This window comes from Streptomyces sp. YKOK-I1 (genome assembly GCF_054660435.1).
On record NZ_BAAGDR010000001.1, the window covers coordinates 4,329,500 to 4,349,219 of the forward strand.

The following is a 19,720-nucleotide window of genomic DNA, read 5'->3' on the forward strand; positions in this document are numbered from 1 at the left end:
CCGACCGGGTCGGGGCGCCCCCGACCCGGTCGGGTCACTTCTGCAGCACCGCCATGTTCTCGTCCGCCCGGGGGACCTCCACCGTGCCCCGGTCGTCCGGGAGGGTCTGGATCGTGAAGCCGGGGACGCCCTCCTCGGTCGCCGCCAGGGTGCGGGCGGCGTAGACGGGGGTGTCGGTGAGGGGTTCGACGGTCAGGGCGAAGGTGCCCTTCAGGCCGGAGGCGACGGGGAGTTCGACGTCCTGGGTCGTACCGGACTTGATCGTGTACGTCTTGGAGGCGGACGTTCCGCCCTCGCTGCCCGTGGACGCGGTGACCTTCACCTTGGCGGTGCCCTTGGGGGCGGTCAGAGAGAGGGTGGAGCCCTTGGCGGTGTTGTCGGCGGCGGACGCGCGCGTGCCGACCGGGGCGGACGCGGGGATGAACGCCGACTCCTGGTTCGCGCCCTTGCCGCGCAGCACCCGGACGGCCGCTACGACCGGCACCGACCGGTCGGTGGGTGTCAGGACGATCGAGCCCGCCTCGCCGCGCGTGACGTCGCCGAGGTCGACGGCGGTCGTCATGCCTCCCTTGACGTGCACGGTCTCGTGCCCGGCCGGGGTGATCAGGCCGCTCGGGGAGGCGAGTTGGACCTTCAGGTCGGCGTCGGCGTCCCCCGGCGCGTAGGCGATGAGCCGGACCGCGGTGGCGTCCTTGGGGATGCCGGGGATGACCAGGCCGGCCGCGGGGTCGGTGGCGGCGGCCAGCCAGTCGCCGCCGAGCTTGTCGTCCAGGGCCTGCACCGCCGCGCCCACGCGGCCGCTGCGGACGTTGACGTGGACGGTGAGGTCGTCCTCCTTGTCGCCGGTGAGCGTGGACAGCAGGATCGGCTCGCTGGAGTGCGGCGGGACCGTGATGCCCTCCCCCACCGTGGTCTGCAGGGCGCCGTCCTTGCCGTAGAGCTCGATGTCGGCGACGGCGGCGGAGTCGTCCGGGTTGGTGAGGTGGACGTAGTCCGTACGGTCGGCCGCCGTGCTGGCGCCGGGGAACCAGAACTCCGTGTCCGCGGGGGTGCAGGTGACGCCCAGCAGGCCGCGGCCGGAGCCGGCGGCGACCTCGGTGGTCTCCTGGACGGTCCAGCCGGGCGCGAACTTTCCCTCGGCGGTGCCCATGAGCGCGGGCGACTCCCCGCCGTCGGTGTCGCCGGTGGCGGGGGTGCCGGGCGACTTGGGGCTCACGACGGACTTCTCGGACTTCTTGCCGGTCTTGTTGTCCCCGGTTGCGGCGACGAGTTCGGCCGTGCCGTCGTTGCCCGTGCCCTTGGTGACGGGGGTGAACGACGTGTACGACGTCTGGGCGATGTCGGAGGTGCTGGGCGCCGGGCAGAGCAGGCTGGTGCGCTCCACGGGCAGGACGGCGGCGGCCTTTACCGGGTCGTCCGCGCCTGCGCCCTTGGGCTCGTTGAGCGTGGCGAACCCGGTGACGGCGGCGAGCGCTGCCGTGCCGGCGATCAGGGACAGGGTGGTGCGGTTCACTGCTGGCTCCCGTCGGGACGCTCGCTGCCGGTGCCATGGGGGTGCTGCTGCGCCGGGTCGTAGGCGGGGTCGTAGCCCTGGTTGCCGTAGCCCTGGTCGTAGCCGTACGTCTGTTCGTACGGCGCCTGTGTGCCCTGGCCGTCGTAGGCGTAGGGGTCGTACTGGCCGGCCTGGTAGGGGTCGTAGGACTGCTGGTCGTAGCCGCCCGCCGGGTACTGCTGGGCGCCCTGGTACTGCTCGCCCTGGTAGCCGCCGTACTCGGCGCCCGCGTGGCTCGGCTGGTCCCACTCGCCGTACGTCTGCTGCTGCGGGAGGGCGACGGGGGTCTGGTCCGGCGTGTCCTGCGGGGTCTCCTCCTCAGGAAGGGACGGGAAGTCGTCGTCCTGGAGGGCGGGTTCCTCCGTCTCCTCGGCCTGGGCGCGCAGCCTGCGGGCGCGGCGGCCCTCGCCCTCGGCGGGCCGGTCCTCGGCGAGCTCCTCCTCGGGGAGGTCGTCGTCGACGTCGCGGCGGCGGCCGGGCAGGGCGAGGACGACGAGGACCAGGGCCAGGAAGCCCTGTGCCCACAGCCAGGCGGTGTGGGTGAACGGGTCGTCGTAGGCGACGTCGAGCCTGCCGCCGGAGGCGGGCAGTTCGAAGCCCTGCGCCCAGCCGTCGACGGTGGTGCGGGTGAGCGGCTTGCCGTCCAGGGTGGCGGTCCAGCCCTCGGCGGCGGCGTCGGCCAGGCGCAGGATCCGGCCCTCGGAGCCCGCCGGGATCGTGGTGTGGATGTCGACCGGGCCGGCGGCGACCGGGGTCGCCGTGCCCTTGCCGGACTCGGTGACGACGGCCGCGCGGGAGACCTCCTGGCCGACCCGCCACAGGGCGCTGCCGTCCTGCTGGCTGAGCCGCTTCAGGCCGGGGGTGGCGTCCAGGACGCGGGTGACGTCGCGGGGGGCGCCCTTGTGGACGAGGACGTATCCGACGGCGAACTTGCCGAGCTGGTCGGTCTGGTCGGCGCCGGAGCCGGCGACGAGGTTGGCGACGACCTTGTCGAGCTGCGGGTTCTCGCCGTCGGCCGCGGCGAGTTCGGCGTCGCCGAGGCGGGCGCCGGAGCCGCGGACCAGCATGTAGTCGACGTGGGCGGTGGAGTCGCTGTCGAGGACGAGGGTGCGGGACTGGTCGCGGTTGCCGGCCTCCTCGGCGACGAACGCGGGGACCTGGACGGGGTCGCGGCGCTCCAGGGGGCCGTCGGCGCCGCCGATCATCCAGCCGGCGGCGAGCAGCAGGGGGCCCGCGGCGGAGGCGAACGCGATGAGGGCGGCGACGGGCTGGCGCCAGCCGAAGCTCTGTTCGGCGACACGCGTGCGTGCGCCGTCGGCGCCGAGGACGGCGGCGGCCAGGAGCGCGATGCCGTAGACGAGGGTGGCGGGTCCGGCCCAGGTGGAGTTGTTGGACAGGACCGCGAAGACGAGTGCCACCAGGGCGACGGCCCAGGCCGTCCAGATGCCGAACTGGCGCTCGCCGCGCAGCAGGGCGGCGAGGGCGGCCAGGACGACGCCGATGAGCATCAGCCCGTCGACGGTGCCGGGTCCGCCGGGGCTGGCGGCGAGCAGGTCGAGAGCGGAGGCGGTGGACGGGGCGTGGTCGAGTCCGGCCTGGGTGAAGAAGCCGAACGGGAGCAGGGTCAGCGACCAGGGCGCGAGGATCAGCAGGGGGGTGCCGAGCTGGGCCAGGAAGCGCAGGCCGTAGGCGGTGATGTCGGTGCGGCGCACGGCCAGCACGGCGAGGCCGAGGACCAGCGCGAGGGGCCAGACGATCGGGGTGAACGCGGTGGTGATCGTCAGGAGCAGGGCGTACGCCCAGGTGGCGCGCCAGCTGCCGCGGGCGCCGGAGGTGTGCGTCAGGCCGCTCGCGGCGGCTCCCGCGCGGGCGATGAGCGGCAGCAGGACGGCCAGGACGGCGGTGCCGACGCGGCCGCCGGCGAGGGCGCCGGTGGCGGCGGGCAGGAAGGCGTAGACGACGGCGGCCCAGGCGCGCAGGAGGCGGGACTCGACGAGGGGGCGGGAGGCGAAGTAGGCGGTGAAGCCGGCCAGCGGCACCGAGCAGACGAGCAGCAGGGTGAGGGCGAGGCCGGTGGAGCCGAACAGGAGGGTGGCGAGGGTCGCGACGATCGCGAGGTAGGGCGGGGCGGAGGGGGTGCCGCCGGCGCCGACCGGGTGCCAGGCGTCGAGGTAGCGCGACCAGAGTTCGGAGGCGTCGGCCGGGGCGGGCAGCAGGGCGCCGCCGGAGAGGGCGCCGCCGCCCAGGAGGTTGCGGCAGGCGACGAGGGAGACGAGCAGCAGGACCAGGAAGAGCACCGGGCCGGGTTTGCGGGCGATGCGCTTGAGGCGGGCGAACTGTTCGATCTCGAGGAAGTCGGCGTCGTCGCCGCCGGGGCCGGACTCCAGTCCGCCGCCGTGCCGTCCGGCGCCGCCGGCGGTCTCGGTGTCGGAGGAGCCGAAGAGGTCGCCGGCGACCTGTTCGACGGTGGCCCGTACGGTCGCGCCGGGCGGCGGGAACAGGGGGCGCAGTTCGCCCTTGTCGATCTGGGGTGTGCCGCGCCTGCGGCGTCCGGCGATGATCCGTTCGGGCCGCAGGAGGGTGCCGAGCAGGCCGCGGATCTCGTCGAGGGCCTGTCCCGGGACCTTGCCGACGAGGTAGGCGACGGTGCGCAGCAGGGTGCCGAGGACCAGGCGCAGCAGGATCCAGGGCAGCTGCGCCGTACGGCTGTTGACGAGGAGGGTGTAGACGGCGCCGGCCTTGTCGACCTTGTGCGGGGAGGCGGTGGTGCGGCCGGCGCAGTCGACGGCGCGGCGCTCGCGGGAGGCGGCCTCGGCATGTCGTACGACGGCTTCGGGGGCGACGAGGACGCGGTGGCCGGCGGCGGTGGCGCGCCAGCACAGGTCGACGTCGTCGCGCATGAGGGGCAGCCGGCGGTCGAAGCCGCCGAGTTCCTCGAAGACGTCGCGGCGGATCAGCATGCCGGCGGTGGACACGGACAGCACGGGCCGGACGTGGTCGTGCTGTCCCTGGTCCTGTTCGCGGCGGTCCAGGCCGGTCCAGCGGCGGCCGGAGGAGGCGATGGTGACGCCGACCTCGAGGAGCTGGCGGCGGTCGTACCAGCCGCGGAGCTTGGGGCCGACGACGGCCACGTCGTCGCGGCCCAGTTCGAGTTCGTTGTCCACGACGCGCAGGAGTTCGGCGAGGGCGTCGGGCTCGGGGGCGCAGTCGTCGTGCAGCAGCCACAGCCACTGGACCGGTTCGCCGTGCGGGAGCTCGGGCAGGTCGTAGGCGTCGTCGCGCCACGTGCGCGTGACGGGGTCCCAGCCGCTGGGCCGCTTCAGGTACGGCAGTTCCTCGGGGGTGAGGACCGGTGCGGTGCGGTTGGCCTCCTCGACGGCCTGGCCGAAGCCGGTGCGCCGGGCCAGGTGCAGCACGCGGTCGTCGCCGAGGGCCTCGGTGACCAGGCGGGCGGAGTCGTCCGAGCTGCCGGTGTCGGCGGCCATGACGGACTGGACGGGGCGCTCCTGGCCGAGCAGCCCGGCGAGCGCGTCGGGCAGCCAGCGGGCACCGTCGTGGGAGACGAGGACCGCGGTGACGACATGACGCGGAAACTCAGGTGTGGCAGCGCCGCCTTGGTGGCCTGCCGGGTGGCTGTGCGCGGACATCGAGGTACGGGCCCCGGTTCGGTGGACGTGGTGGACGCCTGCGCCGCGTGAGAGCGGCGGGGTGTCTCGGACGAGCGACCACACTATCGGCTGGGCAGGACGGCGGCCCGCCGCCTGTGGACAACCCACCTGCGACGGGCCGTTCACAGCCACGTCCGCCCGGGCCGGGCGCCGCGCACCCCGGGGGGCGGCTCGTGTCCGGGCGGGGCCCGTCCGTCAGACGGCGGCCTTCTTCAGCCTGCGGCGCTCGCGCTCGGACAGACCGCCCCAGATGCCGAAGCGCTCGTCGTTGGCGAGTGCGTACTCGAGGCATTCGGAGCGGACCTCGCAGGCGAGACAGACCTTCTTGGCCTCGCGGGTCGAGCCGCCCTTCTCGGGGAAGAAGGACTCGGGGTCGGTCTGGGCGCACAGTGCGCGCTCCTGCCAGCCGAGTTCCTCGCCCGCGTCGTCGACCAGCAGTTGCTGCACCAGCTCGGTCATGTGCGCCCCTCGCTCTGTCTTTCGCGTCCCCGTGTACCTGGCCGTTTACCGATGTCGGCGCCTTGGCCCATTACCGATGTCGGCTGAACGACACGAGTGAAATTACAAGTGTGCTGCTCCGGGCGAGTCAAGCCGAGATCTGCTATTGAGCCCCTTATTCACTCTGCGGAACCAAGGCCGTGCGGTAAGTGTTCAAATCGCCATAAACCTTGACATGCAGATGGGGCCCTGGAGGGGCGGACCCCGCACAGTGCTTCCACGGGGAAGGACGCCCATAAGTTCGATCCCGTTGCGTCACAACGGCTCACGCGTCCGGACTTGTGCCTCGTGTGTCCCGGTGGCCTTGCGCACAAACCTTTCACCTCTCAGATGCACCGGATGAGGTGAACGGTGTCCCACATACCGGGCGTCGAGTTGACACCGGCAGGTGTGAACCGATGTCCTTGTGGGCATGCTCGCGAACTCGGCACTCACCTCGACCCGCTCCGCCGGGTCCCACGGTGCTGCTCGTGCTCGCTGTAGCTGTTGTTGCTGTTCCAGCTGTTGAGCCCAACGCGCTCCGGCTGCTGCTCCTCCCGGGTCCACTACGGCCCGGTGCTGTTTCCCTTCGGCCCGCACCAGGGCACCCCTGATCCACCCGTGATCCGGGTGGACGGCACGCGACTCCCAGCCGCCCCCCACTCTTCCGCCGAGGAACCACCCCACCCCATGAACAGCGACAGCGACCTCCAGATCGCCGGCGACATCCTCGAAGTCCCCCACCTCCTCCAGGCCCCCCGCGAGCACCCGGCCACCGTGGCCGAGTTCGTCGGCCTGGCCCGCTCGATCGCCGGCGACCGCGCCGCGTGGGAGCACCTCGTCCGCTACGACGCGGCGAGCCGCTGGTACCACCGGCTGCGCACCGGCCCGGGCTACGAGGTGTGGCTGCTGTCCTGGGTGCCCGGTCAGGGCAGCGGGCTGCACGACCACGGCCGCTCCTCCGGCGTGCTGACCGTCCTGGACGGCGAGCTGACCGAGCGCACCGAGCGGGGCAAGCGGGTACTGGGGGCGGGCGCGCAGCGGGTGTTCGCGCCGGGGTACGCGCACGACGTGGTCAACGACGCGCTGGAGCCGGCGGTGAGCCTCCACGTGTACTTCCCCGGGCTCACCGAGATGCCCATGCACCACACGGCGTGCACGGCGCGGGAGACGTACGACACGGTGGACGCCGTCGGCGCGTAGGACTGCCGCGGCCGGTGCGGGAGGGCCGTGACTCGTACGGGTGGTCGGGTTTGTCCACAGGCGGGGGGTTGTCCACAACCGCCGGGCGGGTTGTCCGCGGGGCCTGCGAGACTGGCTTCCATGCGCATTGTGGTTCTGGCAGGCGGCATCGGCGGTGCCCGGTTCCTGCGTGGTCTGAAGCGGGCCGTGCCGGACGCGGACATCACCGTCATCGGCAACACCGGCGACGACATCCATCTCTTCGGGCTGAAGGTCTGCCCGGACCTCGACACCGTGATGTACACGCTCGGCGGCGGCATCGACGAGGAACAGGGCTGGGGCCGGGCCGAGGAGTCCTTCCGGGTGAAGGAGGAGCTCGCGGCGTACGGCGTCGGGCCGGAGTGGTTCGGGCTCGGCGACCGGGACTTCGCCACGCACATCGTGCGGACGCAGATGATCGGCGCCGGGTACCCGCTGAGCGCGGTGACCGAGGCGTTGTGCGACCGGTGGAAGCCCGGGGTGCGGCTGATCCCGATGACGGACGACCGGGTGGAGACGCATGTCGCGGTCGAGATCGACGGCGAGCGCCGGGCCGTGCACTTCCAGGAGTACTGGGTGCGGCTGAGGGCGTCGGTGCCGGCCGAGGCGGTCGTGCCGGTGGGCGCGGAGCAGGCGAAGCCCGCGCCGGGGGTGCTGGAGGCGATCGCCGCGGCGGACGTCGTCCTGTTCCCGCCGTCGAACCCGGTCGTCTCCGTGGGCACCATCCTCGCCGTGCCCGGCATCCGTGAGGCGATCGCCGAGGCCGGGGTCCCGGTGGTGGGCCTGTCCCCCATCGTCGGGGACGCGCCCGTGCGGGGCATGGCCGACAAGGTGCTCGCCGCGGTCGGTGTGGAGTCGACGGCCGCCGCGGTCGCTGAGCACTACGGCTCGGGGCTGCTGGACGGCTGGCTCGTGGACACCGTGGACGCGGGATCGGTGGAGCGGATCGAGGCGGCCGGCATCCGCTGCCGGGCCGTACCGCTGATGATGAGCGATCTCGACGCGACCGCGCGGATGGCCCGGGAGGCGCTGGAGCTGGCGGAGGAGGTGCGGACGGCGTGAGCGGTGAGCAGGGGTACCGGGTGTGGGCCGTCCCCGGGCTGCCCGAGGTGCAGGACGGGGACGACATCGCCAAGCTGATCGCCGCCGCCGAGCCCGCTCTCGCCGACGGGGACGTGCTGCTGGTGACGTCGAAGATCGTGTCCAAGGCGGAGGGCCGGATCGTCCGGGCGGACGACCGGGAGGCCGCGATCGACGCCGAGACGGTACGGGTCGTGGCGCGGCGCGGGACGTTGCGGATCGTGGAGAACCGGCAGGGGCTGATCATGGCGGCGGCGGGTGTCGACGCCTCCAACACCCCTTCCGGGACGGTGCTGTTGCTGCCCGAGGATCCGGACGCGTCCGCGCGGGCGATCCGGGACGGGCTGCGCGACGCGCTCGGCGTCGAGGTCGGGGTCGTCGTCACCGACACCTTCGGGCGGCCCTGGCGGGCGGGGCTCACGGACGTGGCGATCGGCGCCGCCGGGGTGCGGGTGCTGGACGATCTGCGCGGGGGCACGGACGCGTACGGCAATCCGCTGAGCGCGACGGTCGTCGCGACGGCGGACGAACTGGCGGCGGCCGGTGACCTGGTGAAGGGGAAGGCGGCCGGGCTGCCCGTGGCCGTGGTGCGGGGGCTGGCGCATGTCGTGGTGGCGCCCGCCGACGGCTCTGCCGGCTCCGACGGCCCTGAGGGCCCTGACGGCTCCGGCTTCGGGGAGGGCGCTTCGGCGCTGGTGCGCGGGGCGCGGGACGACATGTTCCGGCTGGGGACCTCGGAGGCGGTGCGGCTGGCGGTGACACAGCGGCGGACCGTGCGGGCCTTCACCGACGAGCCGGTGGATCCCGGTGCGGTACGGCGGGCGGTCGCCGCGGCGGTCACGGCGCCGGCGCCGCACCACACCACGCCGTGGCGGTTCGTGCTGCTGGAGTCGCGGGAGTCACGGACCCGGCTGCTGGACGCGATGCGGGACGCGTGGATCGCGGATCTGCGGCGGGACGGGAAGTCCGAGGAGTCGATCGCCAAGCGGGTGCGGCGGGGGGACGTCCTGCGCAACGCGCCCTACCTGGTGGTCCCGTGTCTGGTGATGGACGGCTCCCACACCTACGGCGACGCGCGGCGGGACGGGGCCGAGCGGGAGATGTTCGTCGTCGCGACCGGGGCCGGGGTGCAGAACCTCCTGGTGGCGCTTGCCGGGGAGCGGCTGGGATCGGCGTGGGTGTCGTCGACGATGTTCTGTCGGGATGTGGTGCGGGAGGTGCTGGAACTGCCGCAGGGGTGGGACCCGATGGGAGCGGTGGCCGTCGGGCACGCGGCCGAGGAGCCGCGGGAGAGGGGCGTACGAGAGGTGGAGGGGTTCATCGAGGTGAGGTGAGACACGGTCGGCGGGCAGGGCTTCCACCGGCTTCCATCGGCTTCCATCGGATCTCCGGCATCGGGACTGGCATCGTGGCAGGACGTTTCGCACCCAGGTCCACGCGTACGACCGTGCGCGGCGGGCATGTTCCCGTGCCCGCGCGGCCGGCGGCGCGGGACGACGTCGGCGCGCCGGGGAGGGTGCGGGAGTGGGTGCCGCGGGGGCCGGTCGATCTGGGGCTGGTGCTGGGGCCGTTGCGGCGGGGGCCCGGGGATCCGACGTTCCGGGCGATGCCGGACGGGTCGGTGTGGCGGGCCAGTCTGACGCCCGCCGGGGCGGGGACCCTGCGGGTGTCGGTGGTGGCCGGCGGGGGTGCCGTACGGGGAGAGGCGTGGGGGCCGGGGGCCCAGTGGCTGCTGGAGGGGCTGCCCGAGCTGCTGGGCGCCGGTGACGAGCCGGAGGTGTTCGTGCCGAGGCATCGGGTGGTGGCGCACGCGTGGCACCGGCGGCCGGGGCTGCGGTTGACGCGGACCGGGCTGGTGCTGGAGTCGTTGATCCCGTCGATTCTGGAGCAGAAGGTCACGACCGACGAGGCCTACCGGGCGTGGCGGTTGCTGGTGCGGAAGTTCGGGGAGCCGGCGCCAGGGCCCGCGGCGGGCGGACGGCTGTGGGTGATGCCCCCGGCGCGGACATGGGCGTTGATTCCGTCGTGGGAGTGGCACCGGGCGGGGGTCGACAACAAGCGGGCGTCGACGATTCTGCGGGCGGTGCGGGTGGCGCGGCGGATGGAGGAGGCGGTGGGGATGTCCGCGGAGGATGCGCGGGCCCGGCTGGAGCTGGTGGCGGGGATCGGGCCGTGGACCTCGGCGGAGACCGTGCAGCGCAGTCATGGGGCGGCGGACGCGGTGACGGTGGGGGATCTGCATCTGCCGGGGATCGTGGGGTGGGCGCTGGCCGGGGACCGGGAGGCGGACGACGAGGTGATGCTGGAGTTGTTGGAGCCGTATGCGGGGCAGCGGCATCGGGCCGCTCGGTTGATCCTGTTGAGCGGGCGGGGGCCGGAGCGGAGGGCTCCGCGGATGCGGCGGGGGGACATCGGGGCGCTGTGAAGGGGCTCCGCCCCTTCGGCCCCGATTCCAGGGGGCTGCGCCCCCTGGACCCCCGATCGGCCCTGAACGGGCCTCGTCCTCAAACGCCGGACGGGCTGAGGAAAACGGACCGGCGCGGAGAAGCGACACCCCTGATCGAGAGCCGCACCCCTCAGAGGCCGGACGGGCTGAGGAAAACGGACCAGTGCGGAGAAGCGACACCCCTGATCGAGAGCCGCACCCCTCGGAGGCCGGACAGGCTGAGGAAAACGGACCAGTGCGGAGAAGCGACACCCCTGATCGAGAGCCGCGCCCCTCGGAGGCCGGACGGGTTGAGGAAAGTGGACCGGCGCGGAGATGCGACGTCCCTGATCGAGAGCCTCTCGAACGCCGGGCGGGCTGGCTTGCCGCGGCCGGCGTCGAGAGGTGGGCCTTCCGGCGGCTGCGGTTACTGGTCCGAGGAGAAGCGGACCGCTCCTGCGGGGATGCGGGCGTCGCACCAGACCCGGGCGCCCTCGCGGAGTTCGTTGTCGGGGCCGATGATCGCGCCGTCGCCGATGACCGTGCCGGTGAGGACGGAGCGTTCGCCCACGCGGGCCCGGGTGCCGATGAGGGAGTCCGTGATGACGGCGCCGGGTTCGATGACGGCGCCGGGGAGGATCGTGGAGCCGAAGACCCGCGCGCCCTCCGCCACGAAGGCACCCTCGCCGACCACCGTGCCGCCGGTGAGCTTGGCGTCCGCCGCGACCCGGGCCGTGGGGAGGATCAGACGGTCGCCGCAGCGGCCGGGGACGGCGGGGGACGGGGCGCGCCCCAGGACCAGGTCCGCGGAGCCTCGTACGAAGGCCGCGGGAGTGCCCAGGTCCAGCCAGTACGTGGAGTCCACCATTCCCTGGAGGTGGGCCCCGGCCGCCAGCAGGTCGGGGAACGTCTCGCGTTCCACCGAGACCGGGCGGCCCTGCGGGATCGTGTCGATGACCGAGCGGCGGAAGACGTACGCGCCCGCGTTGATCTGGTCGGTGACGATCTCCTCGGGGGTCTCCGGCTTCTCGAGGAACGCCAGGACCCGGCCCGTCTCGTCCGTGGGGACCAGACCGTAGGCGCGGGGGTCCGTCACCTTCGTCAGGTGCAGCGACACGTCCGCCGCCGTCTCCTGGTGGGTGGCCACCAGTCTTCTGATGTCCAGGCCCGTGAGGATGTCGCCGTTGAAGACCAGCACCGGGTCGTCGGGGGCCGAGTGCAGGCGGGACGCCACGTTGCGGATCGCGCCGCCCGTGCCGAGGGGCTCCTCCTCCGTCACGTACTCGATGTGCAGGCCCAGGGACGAGCCGTCGCCGAAGTACGGCTCGAAGACCTCCGCGAGATAGCTCGTCGCGAGGACGATGTGGTCCACCCCCGCCGCCTTCGCCCGCGCCAACTGGTGCGTGAGGAAAGGCACCCCCGCCGCCCTGACCATGGGCTTGGGCGTGTGCACCGTGAGCGGGCGCAGTCGGGTGCCCTTGCCGCCGACCAGGAGGATCGCTTCTGTCACCTTCGTCTCTGCTTCCTGCCGGGACCGGCCGAACTGTCATTCGACCGGCCAGTGTATGCAGACCGTTGTGTGGCGCTTTCCAGGCCGTGCGGTGTTCCGTCCCAGTCCCGAGGAGACTGTCCCCCCGACGGCTGATGAAATGTGCCCCCACCTGGATGTGTTCTCCGGCCGTTCGGGTGCGGTTCCGGTGCGGTGCGCCGCCGGGCCGGCGCGGTCGGTTCCGGGGGCCTCCCCTGACCCCCGGAACGCCCGGCCGTGGCGCCCCCTCAGCGGCCCTGGTAGGTCGCCGCGGTCGAACGGGCCGTGCCGAGCTTGCCGTAGAGCTGCTTGCCCGGGCATTCCGTGGCGAACCCGTCACGGTGACCGGAGATCACATTCAGTCGTACGTTCTTTCCCTTGGCGTACAGATTCCCGCCTCCGGACTTCAGGTATGTCTTGCCTTTCGGATTCGCCCCGAAGAGACCGAGTTTCCATGCCGTCAGACGCGCGACGGCCTTGACGGTGGCCGAGTTCGGCTTGGCGGAGGTGAACGTGCCGAGGACGGCGACGCCCATGCTGTTGGTGTTGAAGCCGAGAGTGTGGGCGCCCATGACGGCCTTGGCCACACCGCCGGCGCGGCCCTCGTAGATCGTTCCGCACTTGTCGATGAGGAAGTTGTAGCCGATGTCGCGCCAGCCCATGCTCTTGACGTGGTAGCGGTAGATGCCGCGGATCACGGACGGGGCCTGTGCGCAGGTGTAGTTGTTGCCGGTGGCCGTGTGGTGGACGAAGGCGGCCTTCACCGTGGTGGTGTAGCGGAAGCCCGCCTCCCGCATGCTCTCGTCCGCGCCCCAGCCGCGGCGGGTGACGATGCTCGGACGGGGGCCGATGTAGGGGGCCGCGCGGTGCTTCCCCGCCTGCTTCGTCATCCCCGCCTGCTTCGTCATCCCCGCCTGCTTCGTCATCCCCGTCTGCTTCGTCTTCCCCGTCTGCTTCGTCTTCCCCGTCTTTGCCGTCTTTGCCGTCTTCTTCGACTTCTTCGTCTTCTTCGTCTTCTTCGTCTCCTTCGTTGCGAGTTCGCGTCGCGTCTGTTCGCGGTTCAGGGCCGTGATCCTTGTGGCGCCCAGTCGGGCGAGGGGCGCGTTGGCGGCGGAGGCCGAGCGCTCGGCCGTGGACAGCCCCGTGGTCGCCGGGGCGGCCGGCAGGGCTCGGCTGCGCGGGGCCACGGGGACGTGCACGGGGGCGGCGGCCCCGGGGTCGACCAGCTCCAGGCGCAGGCCGGCCGGGAGGGAGGCGTCGGGGTGGACGCGGACCTCGACGCCGTCGGAGTCGCCGACCCACAGGGGGGCGGTGGCGCCGCGGACATGGCCCGAGGTGCGTTCGGCGGTGCCCGGGTCGGCGCCGTGGTCGGCGTTGTGCGTCTCCACGTCCTGCCAGCCGGACCAGGCGTCGCCGTCGGCCGGCCGGGTGCGGACCTGGACACGGCCGTGCAGTTCGGCGTCCGGGTCGTCCCAGACGACGCCCAGGAGGGAGAAGCGGTGGACGTCCGTGCGCTGTGTGCCCCGGTCGGCGGAGCCCAGGGCGCGGTCGCGGGTGAGGGGGGTGAGGGGCAGTGACTGGGTGCTGCCGGGGAGGGCGGCTGCCCTGGCGGCCTCGGTGCCGGCCTCCGCGGTCGGCGCCGGTCGCACTGCCGCCGCCGTGGCGGGCGACGTCAGTGGCAGGGCGAGGGCGGCCGCACAGGTGACACCGATCGAAGTAGCTAGCAATCCACGCATGCGAACGATCCTGGGCAGAGTCATACATATCTGTCCATCGGGGATATGACGGGCCGTCGGGAGCGTTCCGCCGAACCGGTGGCGCCCGGGCGCCGGGCGTTCGGCCGAACCGGTGGCACGGCGGCGGGTGCGGCACCGGGGCGGCGCGTACGCTTGCGCGGGTGAACGTCACCGATCGCACCCCTGCCGACCTGCTGCGTTCCGCGCTCGCCGCGGATCCCGCGCGTCCCCTCGTGACCTTCTACGACGACGCCACGGGCGAGCGGGTCGAATTGTCCGTGGCCACCTTCGCCAACTGGGTGGCCAAGACCTCCAACCTCCTCCAGGACGGCATGTCCGCCGAGCCCGGCGACCGGGTCGCGCTGCTGCTGCCCGCGCACTGGCAGACGGCGGTGTGGCTGCTGGCGTGCGCGTCGGTGGGCGTGGTCGCGGACATGGACGGGGATCCGGCGCGGGCGGACTTCGTGGTGGCCGGGCCGGGGCGGTTCGAGGAGGGGCTGGCGTGCGGCGGGGAGCGGTACGCGCTCTCGCTCGCGCCGCTCGGGCGGCGGTTCGTGCCGGGGCCGCCGCAGGGGTACGCCGACTACGCCGTGGAGGTGCCGACGTACGGGGACCGGTTCATGGCGTACGCGCCCGTCGACCCCGAGGCGGCGGGGCTGGTCGTGGCCGGGGCGGAGTACAGCGGGGCGGAGATCGTGGAGCGGGCGCGGGACGGGGCGGCGGGACTCGGACTGACGGGGCCCGGGTCGCGGTTGCTGTCGGGGCTGCCGTACGACACCTGGGAGGGGCTCGCGGCGGGGCTGTACGCGCCGTTGGCCAGTGGGGGGTCCGTGGTGCTGTGCCGGAATCTGGGGCGGGCCGGGGAGGAGACGGTGGACCGGCGGATCGAGAGCGAGCGGGTGACGGCGGTTTCCCGGTAGGCGGGTGTGGGGTCGCCTCCCGTGCCAGGGGGCTCCGCCCCCTGGACCCCCGGTCGGCCTGAACGGCCTCGTCCTCAAACGCCGGACGGGCTGGAAGAGCCCTGACCCCCTCACCCGTTCGGCCCACCCCCGCCCGCACCCCCGCTCCCCTCGCGTCATCGTCGTAGGAACGGCACTGCGCTCTCGTACAGGGGGTGAGACGGACATGCGTGGCACGCGTCGGCGGTGGCTGGTGTACGGGGTCGGGGTGCTTGCCGTGCTGGTGGTGGGCAGCGGTGGGGTCGGGTGGGTGCTCTACACCCAGCTCGACGGGAACATCACGCCCGACGAGGCGGCCGCTGCCGAGCTCGCCCGGTATGCGAAGGAGCGGCCGGCAGCCCTCGTCAAGGACGCGCAGAACGTGCTGGTCATCGGGTCGGACTCGCGGGCCGGGGAGGACAACGGGCGGTACGGGACGGACTCCGGCACCGAGCGGTCGGACACCACGATCCTGCTGCATCTGTCGGGCGGGCGGCACCGGGCGACCGCGGTGTCCGTGCCCCGGGATCTGATGGTGGACGTGCCGGCCTGCCGGCGGGCGGACGGGTCGCGGACCCGGCCGGTGTTCGCCATGTTCAATCACGCCTTCGAGACCGGAGGCTCCGCCTGCACGGTCCGGACCGTGGAGAAGCTGACCGGGGTGCGGATCGATCATCACGTCGTCGTCGACTTCAGCGGGTTCAAGGACATCGTCGACGCGGTGGACGGGGTGAAGGTGTGCGTAGCGGAGCCCGTCGTCGACAAGGCCGCCAAGCTGCGGCTGCCCGCCGGGGAGGTGACGCTCGACGGGGAGCAGGCGCTGGGGTACGTCCGGGCCCGCAAGTCCCTCGGGGACGGCAGCGACACCGAGCGGATGGACCGGCAGCAGCGGTTCCTCGCGGCGCTCGTCAACAAGGTGCGGAGCAGTGACGTCCTGCTGAATCCGGTGAAGCTGTATCCGCTGCTGGACGCGGCCACGTCCGCGCTCACCACCGACCCGGAGCTGGCGAGTCTGCGTGGCCTCTATGAACTGGTGCGCGGTCTGGGCGACATTCCCGCCGAACATGTGCAATTCCTGACCGTTCCGCGGGAGTCGTACGTCTACAACGCCAATCGCGACCAACTGGTCGAGCCGGCGGCGGAGAAACTCTTCGAACAACTGCGCATCGACGGGCCCGTCGTGGTTTCTAAGAAACTTCCCATGAATTCAGGGAGAGTGGAGTCGGGTGCACACGGTCCGTACATCCTGAAGGGCCCTTCCCCCTCCCCACCGGCCCCTACGTTCCGCGGCAGCACCGCCGCCGAGGGCGGTTGCGGGTAAAGCGCTTGCCAAGTCGGGACCCCTGGATGACATCAGGCCCAGGGAATTGAGGCGGATTGCCCGGTTGTAGGGACGTGGAATGTGTCACGGTCGTCGCCCCACGTCGAACCGGGCGGATAGTGTGAGCGATCCGGTGCACCCGGCCACTTGGTCTGTCCTGGGGTCGTGCACTGATGTGACCGACTTGTGACTGAGTGACCGAGACGACCCGAGCGCCTGGAGGGGGAAAGGCGCCGCGTGGCCCCGACGGAGGATTCGACAGACCGTGGACGCGCAAGGCCGTGGGCGGGCGGACAACATCGATCCCGCAGACCAGTGGGTGCTCAATCCGGACACCGGCGAATACGAACTGCGACTGAGCCCTTCCGCACCGCAGTCGGCGGTCCCCGGACCCCGTAGAGCCGCCTCCCGCGCGGCGGCCCCGGCCGGCGCGTCCGGCGGGGCGCGCGGCCGTACGGCGGCGCCGGAGCGCCAGTCGCCGGAGGAGGCCCCGGAGCGGGTTCCCGGGCCGCGCCGCAGGCGTGGGGTGCCGGAGGAGCCGCCGAACCGGCGTGGGCGCCGGCCGGTGAAGAAGAAGTCGAAGGCGAAGAAGGTCCTGTTGTGGACCGGCGGCGTCATGGCCTTCGTGCTGGTGGGCACGGCCGCCGCGGCCTACCTGTATCTCGAGCACCTCAACGACAACATCACCGCCGTCTCCGACGACGGCGCGAGCACCGGTGGCTTCAGCAAGGACAAGGCGATCAACATCCTGCTGATCGGCACCGACAAGCGCACCGGCTCCGGCAACAAGGGCTACGGCGACACCGACAGCGTCGGCCACGCGGACACCACGATCCTGCTGCACGTCTCCAAGGACCGTACGAACGCGACCGCGTTGAGCATCCCCCGCGACCTGATCGTGGACGTCCCGGACTGCCCCACCACGATGGAGGACGGCACCAAGAAGGTCATCCCCGGCGAGGACGACGTCCGCTTCAACACGAGCCTCGGGCAGGAGGACCGCACGCCGAGCTGCACCGTGCGCACGGTCACCGAGCTGACCGGGATCCAGGCGGACAACTTCATGGTCGCCGACTTCAACGCCGTCAAGACGCTGACCACGGCGGTCGGCGGCGTCGAGGTGTGTCTGGCGAAGGACATCGACGACCCGGACTCGCATCTGAAGCTGTCCAAGGGCACGCACACCATCGAGGGCGAGCAGGCGCTGGCCTTCGTGCGGACGCGGCACTCGGTGGGCTTCGGCGGCGACCTGAGCCGGATCGAGATCCAGCAGCAGTTCCTCGGCTCGCTGATGCGCAAGCTGAAGTCGAACGACACCCTCACCAGCCCCACCAAGATGATCAAGCTGGCGGAGGCGGGCACGAAGGCGCTGACCGTCGACTCCAAGCTGGACAGCATCACCAAGCTGAAGGACCTGGGCCTGGAGCTGGGCAAGCTCAATGTGAAGAACCTGACCTTCACCACCGTTCCGGTGCTCGACAACCCGGCGGAGAAGGTCAAGGCGACGGTCGTCGTCAACACCTCCACGGCGCCCACCGTCTTCCAGATGATCAAGGACGATGTCTCCTTCACCGAGGTGAAGCAGAAGGCCAAGGAGTCCAAGAGCGCGGCCGCCGCCGAGGCCGCCGCCCGGCTCAAGGGCACCAAGTCCGCCGCCTCCGAGGTCCGGGTGCAGGTCATGAACGGCGGGGCCCCGGCCGGCAGCGCACAGGAGACTCTTAACTGGCTGCAGAATGATGAGGGCGTGACGAAGTCCGAGAACGCGGGCAACGCGCCGGAGGAACTGAGCAAAACGACGCTCGAGTACGACCCCGACCAGGCCGATCAGGCCCGCAGGCTGGCCGACATCATGGGGCTGCCGGGCACCGCGCTGAAGCCGGGGAAGAGCGTCACCAACGCCCAGGGGCTGCCGACGATGACGCTGACCCTGGGCAAGGACTTCAAGGGCGCGGGCGTCTCGCTCACGGCAACCACGAAGGTGCCGGACTCGGTCCAGAAGTCCACGGCGGACAAGGTCCAGTGCGCGAAGTAGGTAACCCGAAGTAGGTAACCCTACGGGCCCGTCGTGCGTCTGACTTGACGCGGGACGGGCCCGTGTCAGGCGCACGGCGTGGAGGGGCTGGGGAATTGGCGACGACAAGCGGGATGCGGGGTGAGGTTCCCGCGGTCGAGGACACGATGTCCCTGACCCCGGTGGACAAGGACGCGTCCGACGACGAGGGCGGGGCCAGAGGCGACGGCGGCGGCGCGGGCAGGGGGCGCCGCAGACGGCGGGTGCTGCGCTGGTCGGCAACGGTCCTGACCCTGGTCATACTCGGCGGCGCGGGTGCCGGCTATCTCTACTACGAGCACCTGAACGCCAACATCAAGAGCGACGACCTCAACCTCGGCGACGCCAAGGACCGGGCCGCCAAGACACAGGCGAACTCGGCCGGCCAGACCGCGCTGAACATCCTGCTGATCGGCTCCGACGCGCGCGACAGCGCGGAGAACCAGAAGCTGGGCGGCGCGAAGGACACCTACGGGGGCACCCCGCTCGCGGACGTCCAGATGCTGCTGCACGTCTCGGCGGACCGCAGCAACATGTCGGTGGTGAGCATGCCGCGCGACACGCTCGTCGACATCCCCAAGTGCACGGACCCGGACACCAAGAAGACGTACGCGGCGAGCACCCGGTCGATGACCAACGAGTCGCTGGGCCGAGGCGGCCCGGGGTGCACGGTGGCCACCTGGGAGAAGCTCACCGACATCCACATCGACCACTTCATGATGATCGACTTCTCGGGTGTGGTGTCGATGGCGGACGCGATCGGCGGCGTCCCGGTGTGCGTGGACGCCAACGTCTACTCGCACACCAGCAGCGGCAAGGGCTCCGGGCTGAAGCTGGAAAAGGGCACGACGTCCATCAAGGGCAAGCAGGCCCTGCAGTGGCTGCGCACGCGCTACGGCTTCGAGGACGACACCGACCTCGCCCGCGCCAAGGCACAGCACATGTACATGAACTCGATGGTCCGTGAGCTGCGCGCCAACGCCAAGCTGACCAACCCCAACAAGCTGCGCAAGCTCGCCGAGGCCGCCACCGAGGCGATCACCGTCGACGACGGCCTGGACACCATCACCAAGATGTACGACCTGGCCACCGAGCTCCAGAAGGTGCCCACCGAGCGCATCACGATGGCGACGATGCCGAACGCGTACGACACGGTCCAGACCGGCCGTGTGGTGCCCACCGAGGACGCCACCAAGCTGTTCCGGCTGGTGCGCGAGGACATCGCGCTCGACGGCAAGGACGAGAAGAAGACCACGGCGAGCCCCTCCCCGACGGTCACCGACACGGCCGCGGCGGACGACGCGATCGCGGTGCAGGTCCACAACAGCACCCGTACGGGCACGCTCGCCCCGGTCGTCGGCCGCGCGAGCGCGGTGACCGGCCTGCTGAAGGCCAAGGGCTTCGACGAGGCCGTCGCGGACACCTCCGCGGCCACCTCCGAGGAGACCACGGTGATCCGCTACCCGAGCGCCGACCTCCAGGCCGACGCGCTGCGGGTGGCGAAGGTCCTCGGCGTCCCGACCGGCCAGGTGAAGAAGTCCACCGACGTCTCCGGGGTCACGCTCTACGTCGGCGGGGACTGGCGGTCGGGGAACAAGTACACGGCGTCCGCGAAGGAGGACGACGACAAGACGCCCGAGTCGGCCCAGGCGATGAACGGCGCGGACGACTCGCAGTGCATGCACGTGGACCCGAACTACACCTGGTAGTCCGGGTCCGGGAAG

At 72.0% G+C, this 19,720-nt stretch carries 13 protein-coding genes; 8 read left to right on the forward strand and 5 right to left on the reverse strand.

Annotated features, from left to right (window positions below; genetic code table 11):
- Nucleotides 1-34 precede the first annotated feature (34 nt).
- From ACYQ8Q_RS18820 to ACYQ8Q_RS18830, 3 genes are all read right to left on the reverse strand, one after another.
- Entirely contained in the window at nucleotides 35-1,513 is a 1,479-nt protein-coding gene (locus tag ACYQ8Q_RS18820; RefSeq protein ID WP_460066354.1) for a DUF5719 family protein, read from the reverse strand.
- Nucleotides 1,510-5,199: a glycosyltransferase gene (locus tag ACYQ8Q_RS18825; RefSeq protein ID WP_460066357.1), complete on the reverse strand. Its 3,690-nt coding sequence runs from the start codon at nucleotides 5,197-5,199 to the stop codon at nucleotides 1,510-1,512. The genes ACYQ8Q_RS18820 and ACYQ8Q_RS18825 overlap by 4 nt, the downstream gene beginning before the upstream one ends.
- Before the next feature lie 216 nt (nucleotides 5,200-5,415).
- Nucleotides 5,416-5,679, reverse strand: a complete 264-nt coding sequence (locus ACYQ8Q_RS18830; RefSeq protein WP_030792866.1) for a WhiB family transcriptional regulator — start codon at nucleotides 5,677-5,679, stop codon at nucleotides 5,416-5,418.
- Between the two features lie 708 nt (nucleotides 5,680-6,387).
- Between ACYQ8Q_RS18830 and ACYQ8Q_RS18835 the strand changes: the two genes are divergently transcribed.
- From ACYQ8Q_RS18835 to ACYQ8Q_RS18850, 4 genes are all read left to right on the forward strand, one after another.
- Complete coding sequence (locus ACYQ8Q_RS18835; protein WP_460066359.1) at nucleotides 6,388-6,900, forward strand: cysteine dioxygenase; 513 nt, start codon at nucleotides 6,388-6,390, stop codon at nucleotides 6,898-6,900.
- A gap of 120 nt (nucleotides 6,901-7,020) precedes the next feature.
- Nucleotides 7,021-7,980, forward strand: a complete 960-nt coding sequence (gene cofD, locus ACYQ8Q_RS18840; protein ID WP_460066361.1) for a 2-phospho-L-lactate transferase — start codon at nucleotides 7,021-7,023, stop codon at nucleotides 7,978-7,980.
- Entirely contained in the window at nucleotides 7,977-9,332 is a 1,356-nt protein-coding gene (locus tag ACYQ8Q_RS18845; RefSeq protein ID WP_460066363.1) for a coenzyme F420-0:L-glutamate ligase, read from the forward strand. Before cofD ends, ACYQ8Q_RS18845 begins: the two co-directional genes overlap by 4 nt.
- A 74-nt stretch (nucleotides 9,333-9,406) precedes the next feature.
- Nucleotides 9,407-10,423, forward strand: a complete 1,017-nt coding sequence (locus tag ACYQ8Q_RS18850; protein WP_460066366.1) for a DNA-3-methyladenine glycosylase family protein — start codon at nucleotides 9,407-9,409, stop codon at nucleotides 10,421-10,423.
- 427 nt (nucleotides 10,424-10,850) lie between these two features.
- Here ACYQ8Q_RS18850 and manB read toward each other — a convergent pair whose 3' ends face one another.
- Together manB and ACYQ8Q_RS18860 are read right to left on the reverse strand one after the other, a co-directional pair.
- The gene (manB, locus tag ACYQ8Q_RS18855) at nucleotides 10,851-11,933 is read right to left on the reverse strand and encodes a mannose-1-phosphate guanylyltransferase (protein ID WP_460066369.1); all 1,083 of its coding nucleotides are present in this window, start codon (nucleotides 11,931-11,933) and stop codon (nucleotides 10,851-10,853) included.
- Between the two features lie 266 nt (nucleotides 11,934-12,199).
- Nucleotides 12,200-13,687, reverse strand: coding sequence for a peptidoglycan recognition protein family protein (locus ACYQ8Q_RS18860; RefSeq protein ID WP_460066371.1), 1,488 nt, complete (start codon nucleotides 13,685-13,687; stop codon nucleotides 12,200-12,202).
- A 161-nt stretch (nucleotides 13,688-13,848) separates the two neighbouring features.
- Here ACYQ8Q_RS18860 and ACYQ8Q_RS18865 point away from each other — a divergent pair, with 161 nt between their 5' ends.
- The 4 genes from ACYQ8Q_RS18865 (at nucleotide 13,849) to ACYQ8Q_RS18880 (ending at nucleotide 19,705) form a co-directional block, all read left to right on the forward strand.
- A complete protein-coding gene (locus ACYQ8Q_RS18865; protein WP_460066373.1) occupies nucleotides 13,849-14,607 on the forward strand; it encodes a TIGR03089 family protein in 759 nt (252 codons plus the stop codon).
- Nucleotides 14,608-14,812: 205 nt separating this feature from the next.
- Nucleotides 14,813-15,946, forward strand: a complete 1,134-nt coding sequence (locus tag ACYQ8Q_RS18870) for an LCP family protein (RefSeq protein WP_460066375.1) — start codon at nucleotides 14,813-14,815, stop codon at nucleotides 15,944-15,946.
- A 265-nt stretch (nucleotides 15,947-16,211) separates the two neighbouring features.
- Nucleotides 16,212-17,978, forward strand: coding sequence for an LCP family protein (locus tag ACYQ8Q_RS18875; protein WP_460066376.1), 1,767 nt, complete (start codon nucleotides 16,212-16,214; stop codon nucleotides 17,976-17,978).
- A 146-nt stretch (nucleotides 17,979-18,124) separates the two neighbouring features.
- Nucleotides 18,125-19,705 (forward strand): LCP family protein, encoded by a 1,581-nt coding sequence (locus tag ACYQ8Q_RS18880; RefSeq protein WP_460073389.1) that lies wholly within the window; start codon nucleotides 18,125-18,127, stop codon nucleotides 19,703-19,705.
- The last annotated feature ends 15 nt before the right edge of the window (nucleotides 19,706-19,720 follow it).

Excerpts from the sequence above, each read along its gene's own strand:
- ACYQ8Q_RS18825 (WP_460066357.1), bottom strand. The coding sequence starts at position 5,199 with ATGTCCGCGCACAGCCACCCGGCAGGCCACCAAGGCGGCGCTGCCACA.
- ACYQ8Q_RS18830 (WP_030792866.1), bottom strand. The coding sequence starts at position 5,679 with ATGACCGAGCTGGTGCAGCAACTGCTGGTCGACGACGCGGGCGAGGAA.
- ACYQ8Q_RS18835 (WP_460066359.1), top strand. The coding sequence starts at position 6,388 with ATGAACAGCGACAGCGACCTCCAGATCGCCGGCGACATCCTCGAAGTC.
- cofD (WP_460066361.1), top strand. The coding sequence starts at position 7,021 with ATGCGCATTGTGGTTCTGGCAGGCGGCATCGGCGGTGCCCGGTTCCTG.
- ACYQ8Q_RS18860 (WP_460066371.1), bottom strand. The coding sequence starts at position 13,687 with ATGCGTGGATTGCTAGCTACTTCGATCGGTGTCACCTGTGCGGCCGCC.
- ACYQ8Q_RS18870 (WP_460066375.1), top strand. The coding sequence starts at position 14,813 with ATGCGTGGCACGCGTCGGCGGTGGCTGGTGTACGGGGTCGGGGTGCTT.
- ACYQ8Q_RS18880 (WP_460073389.1), top strand. The coding sequence starts at position 18,125 with ATGTCCCTGACCCCGGTGGACAAGGACGCGTCCGACGACGAGGGCGGG.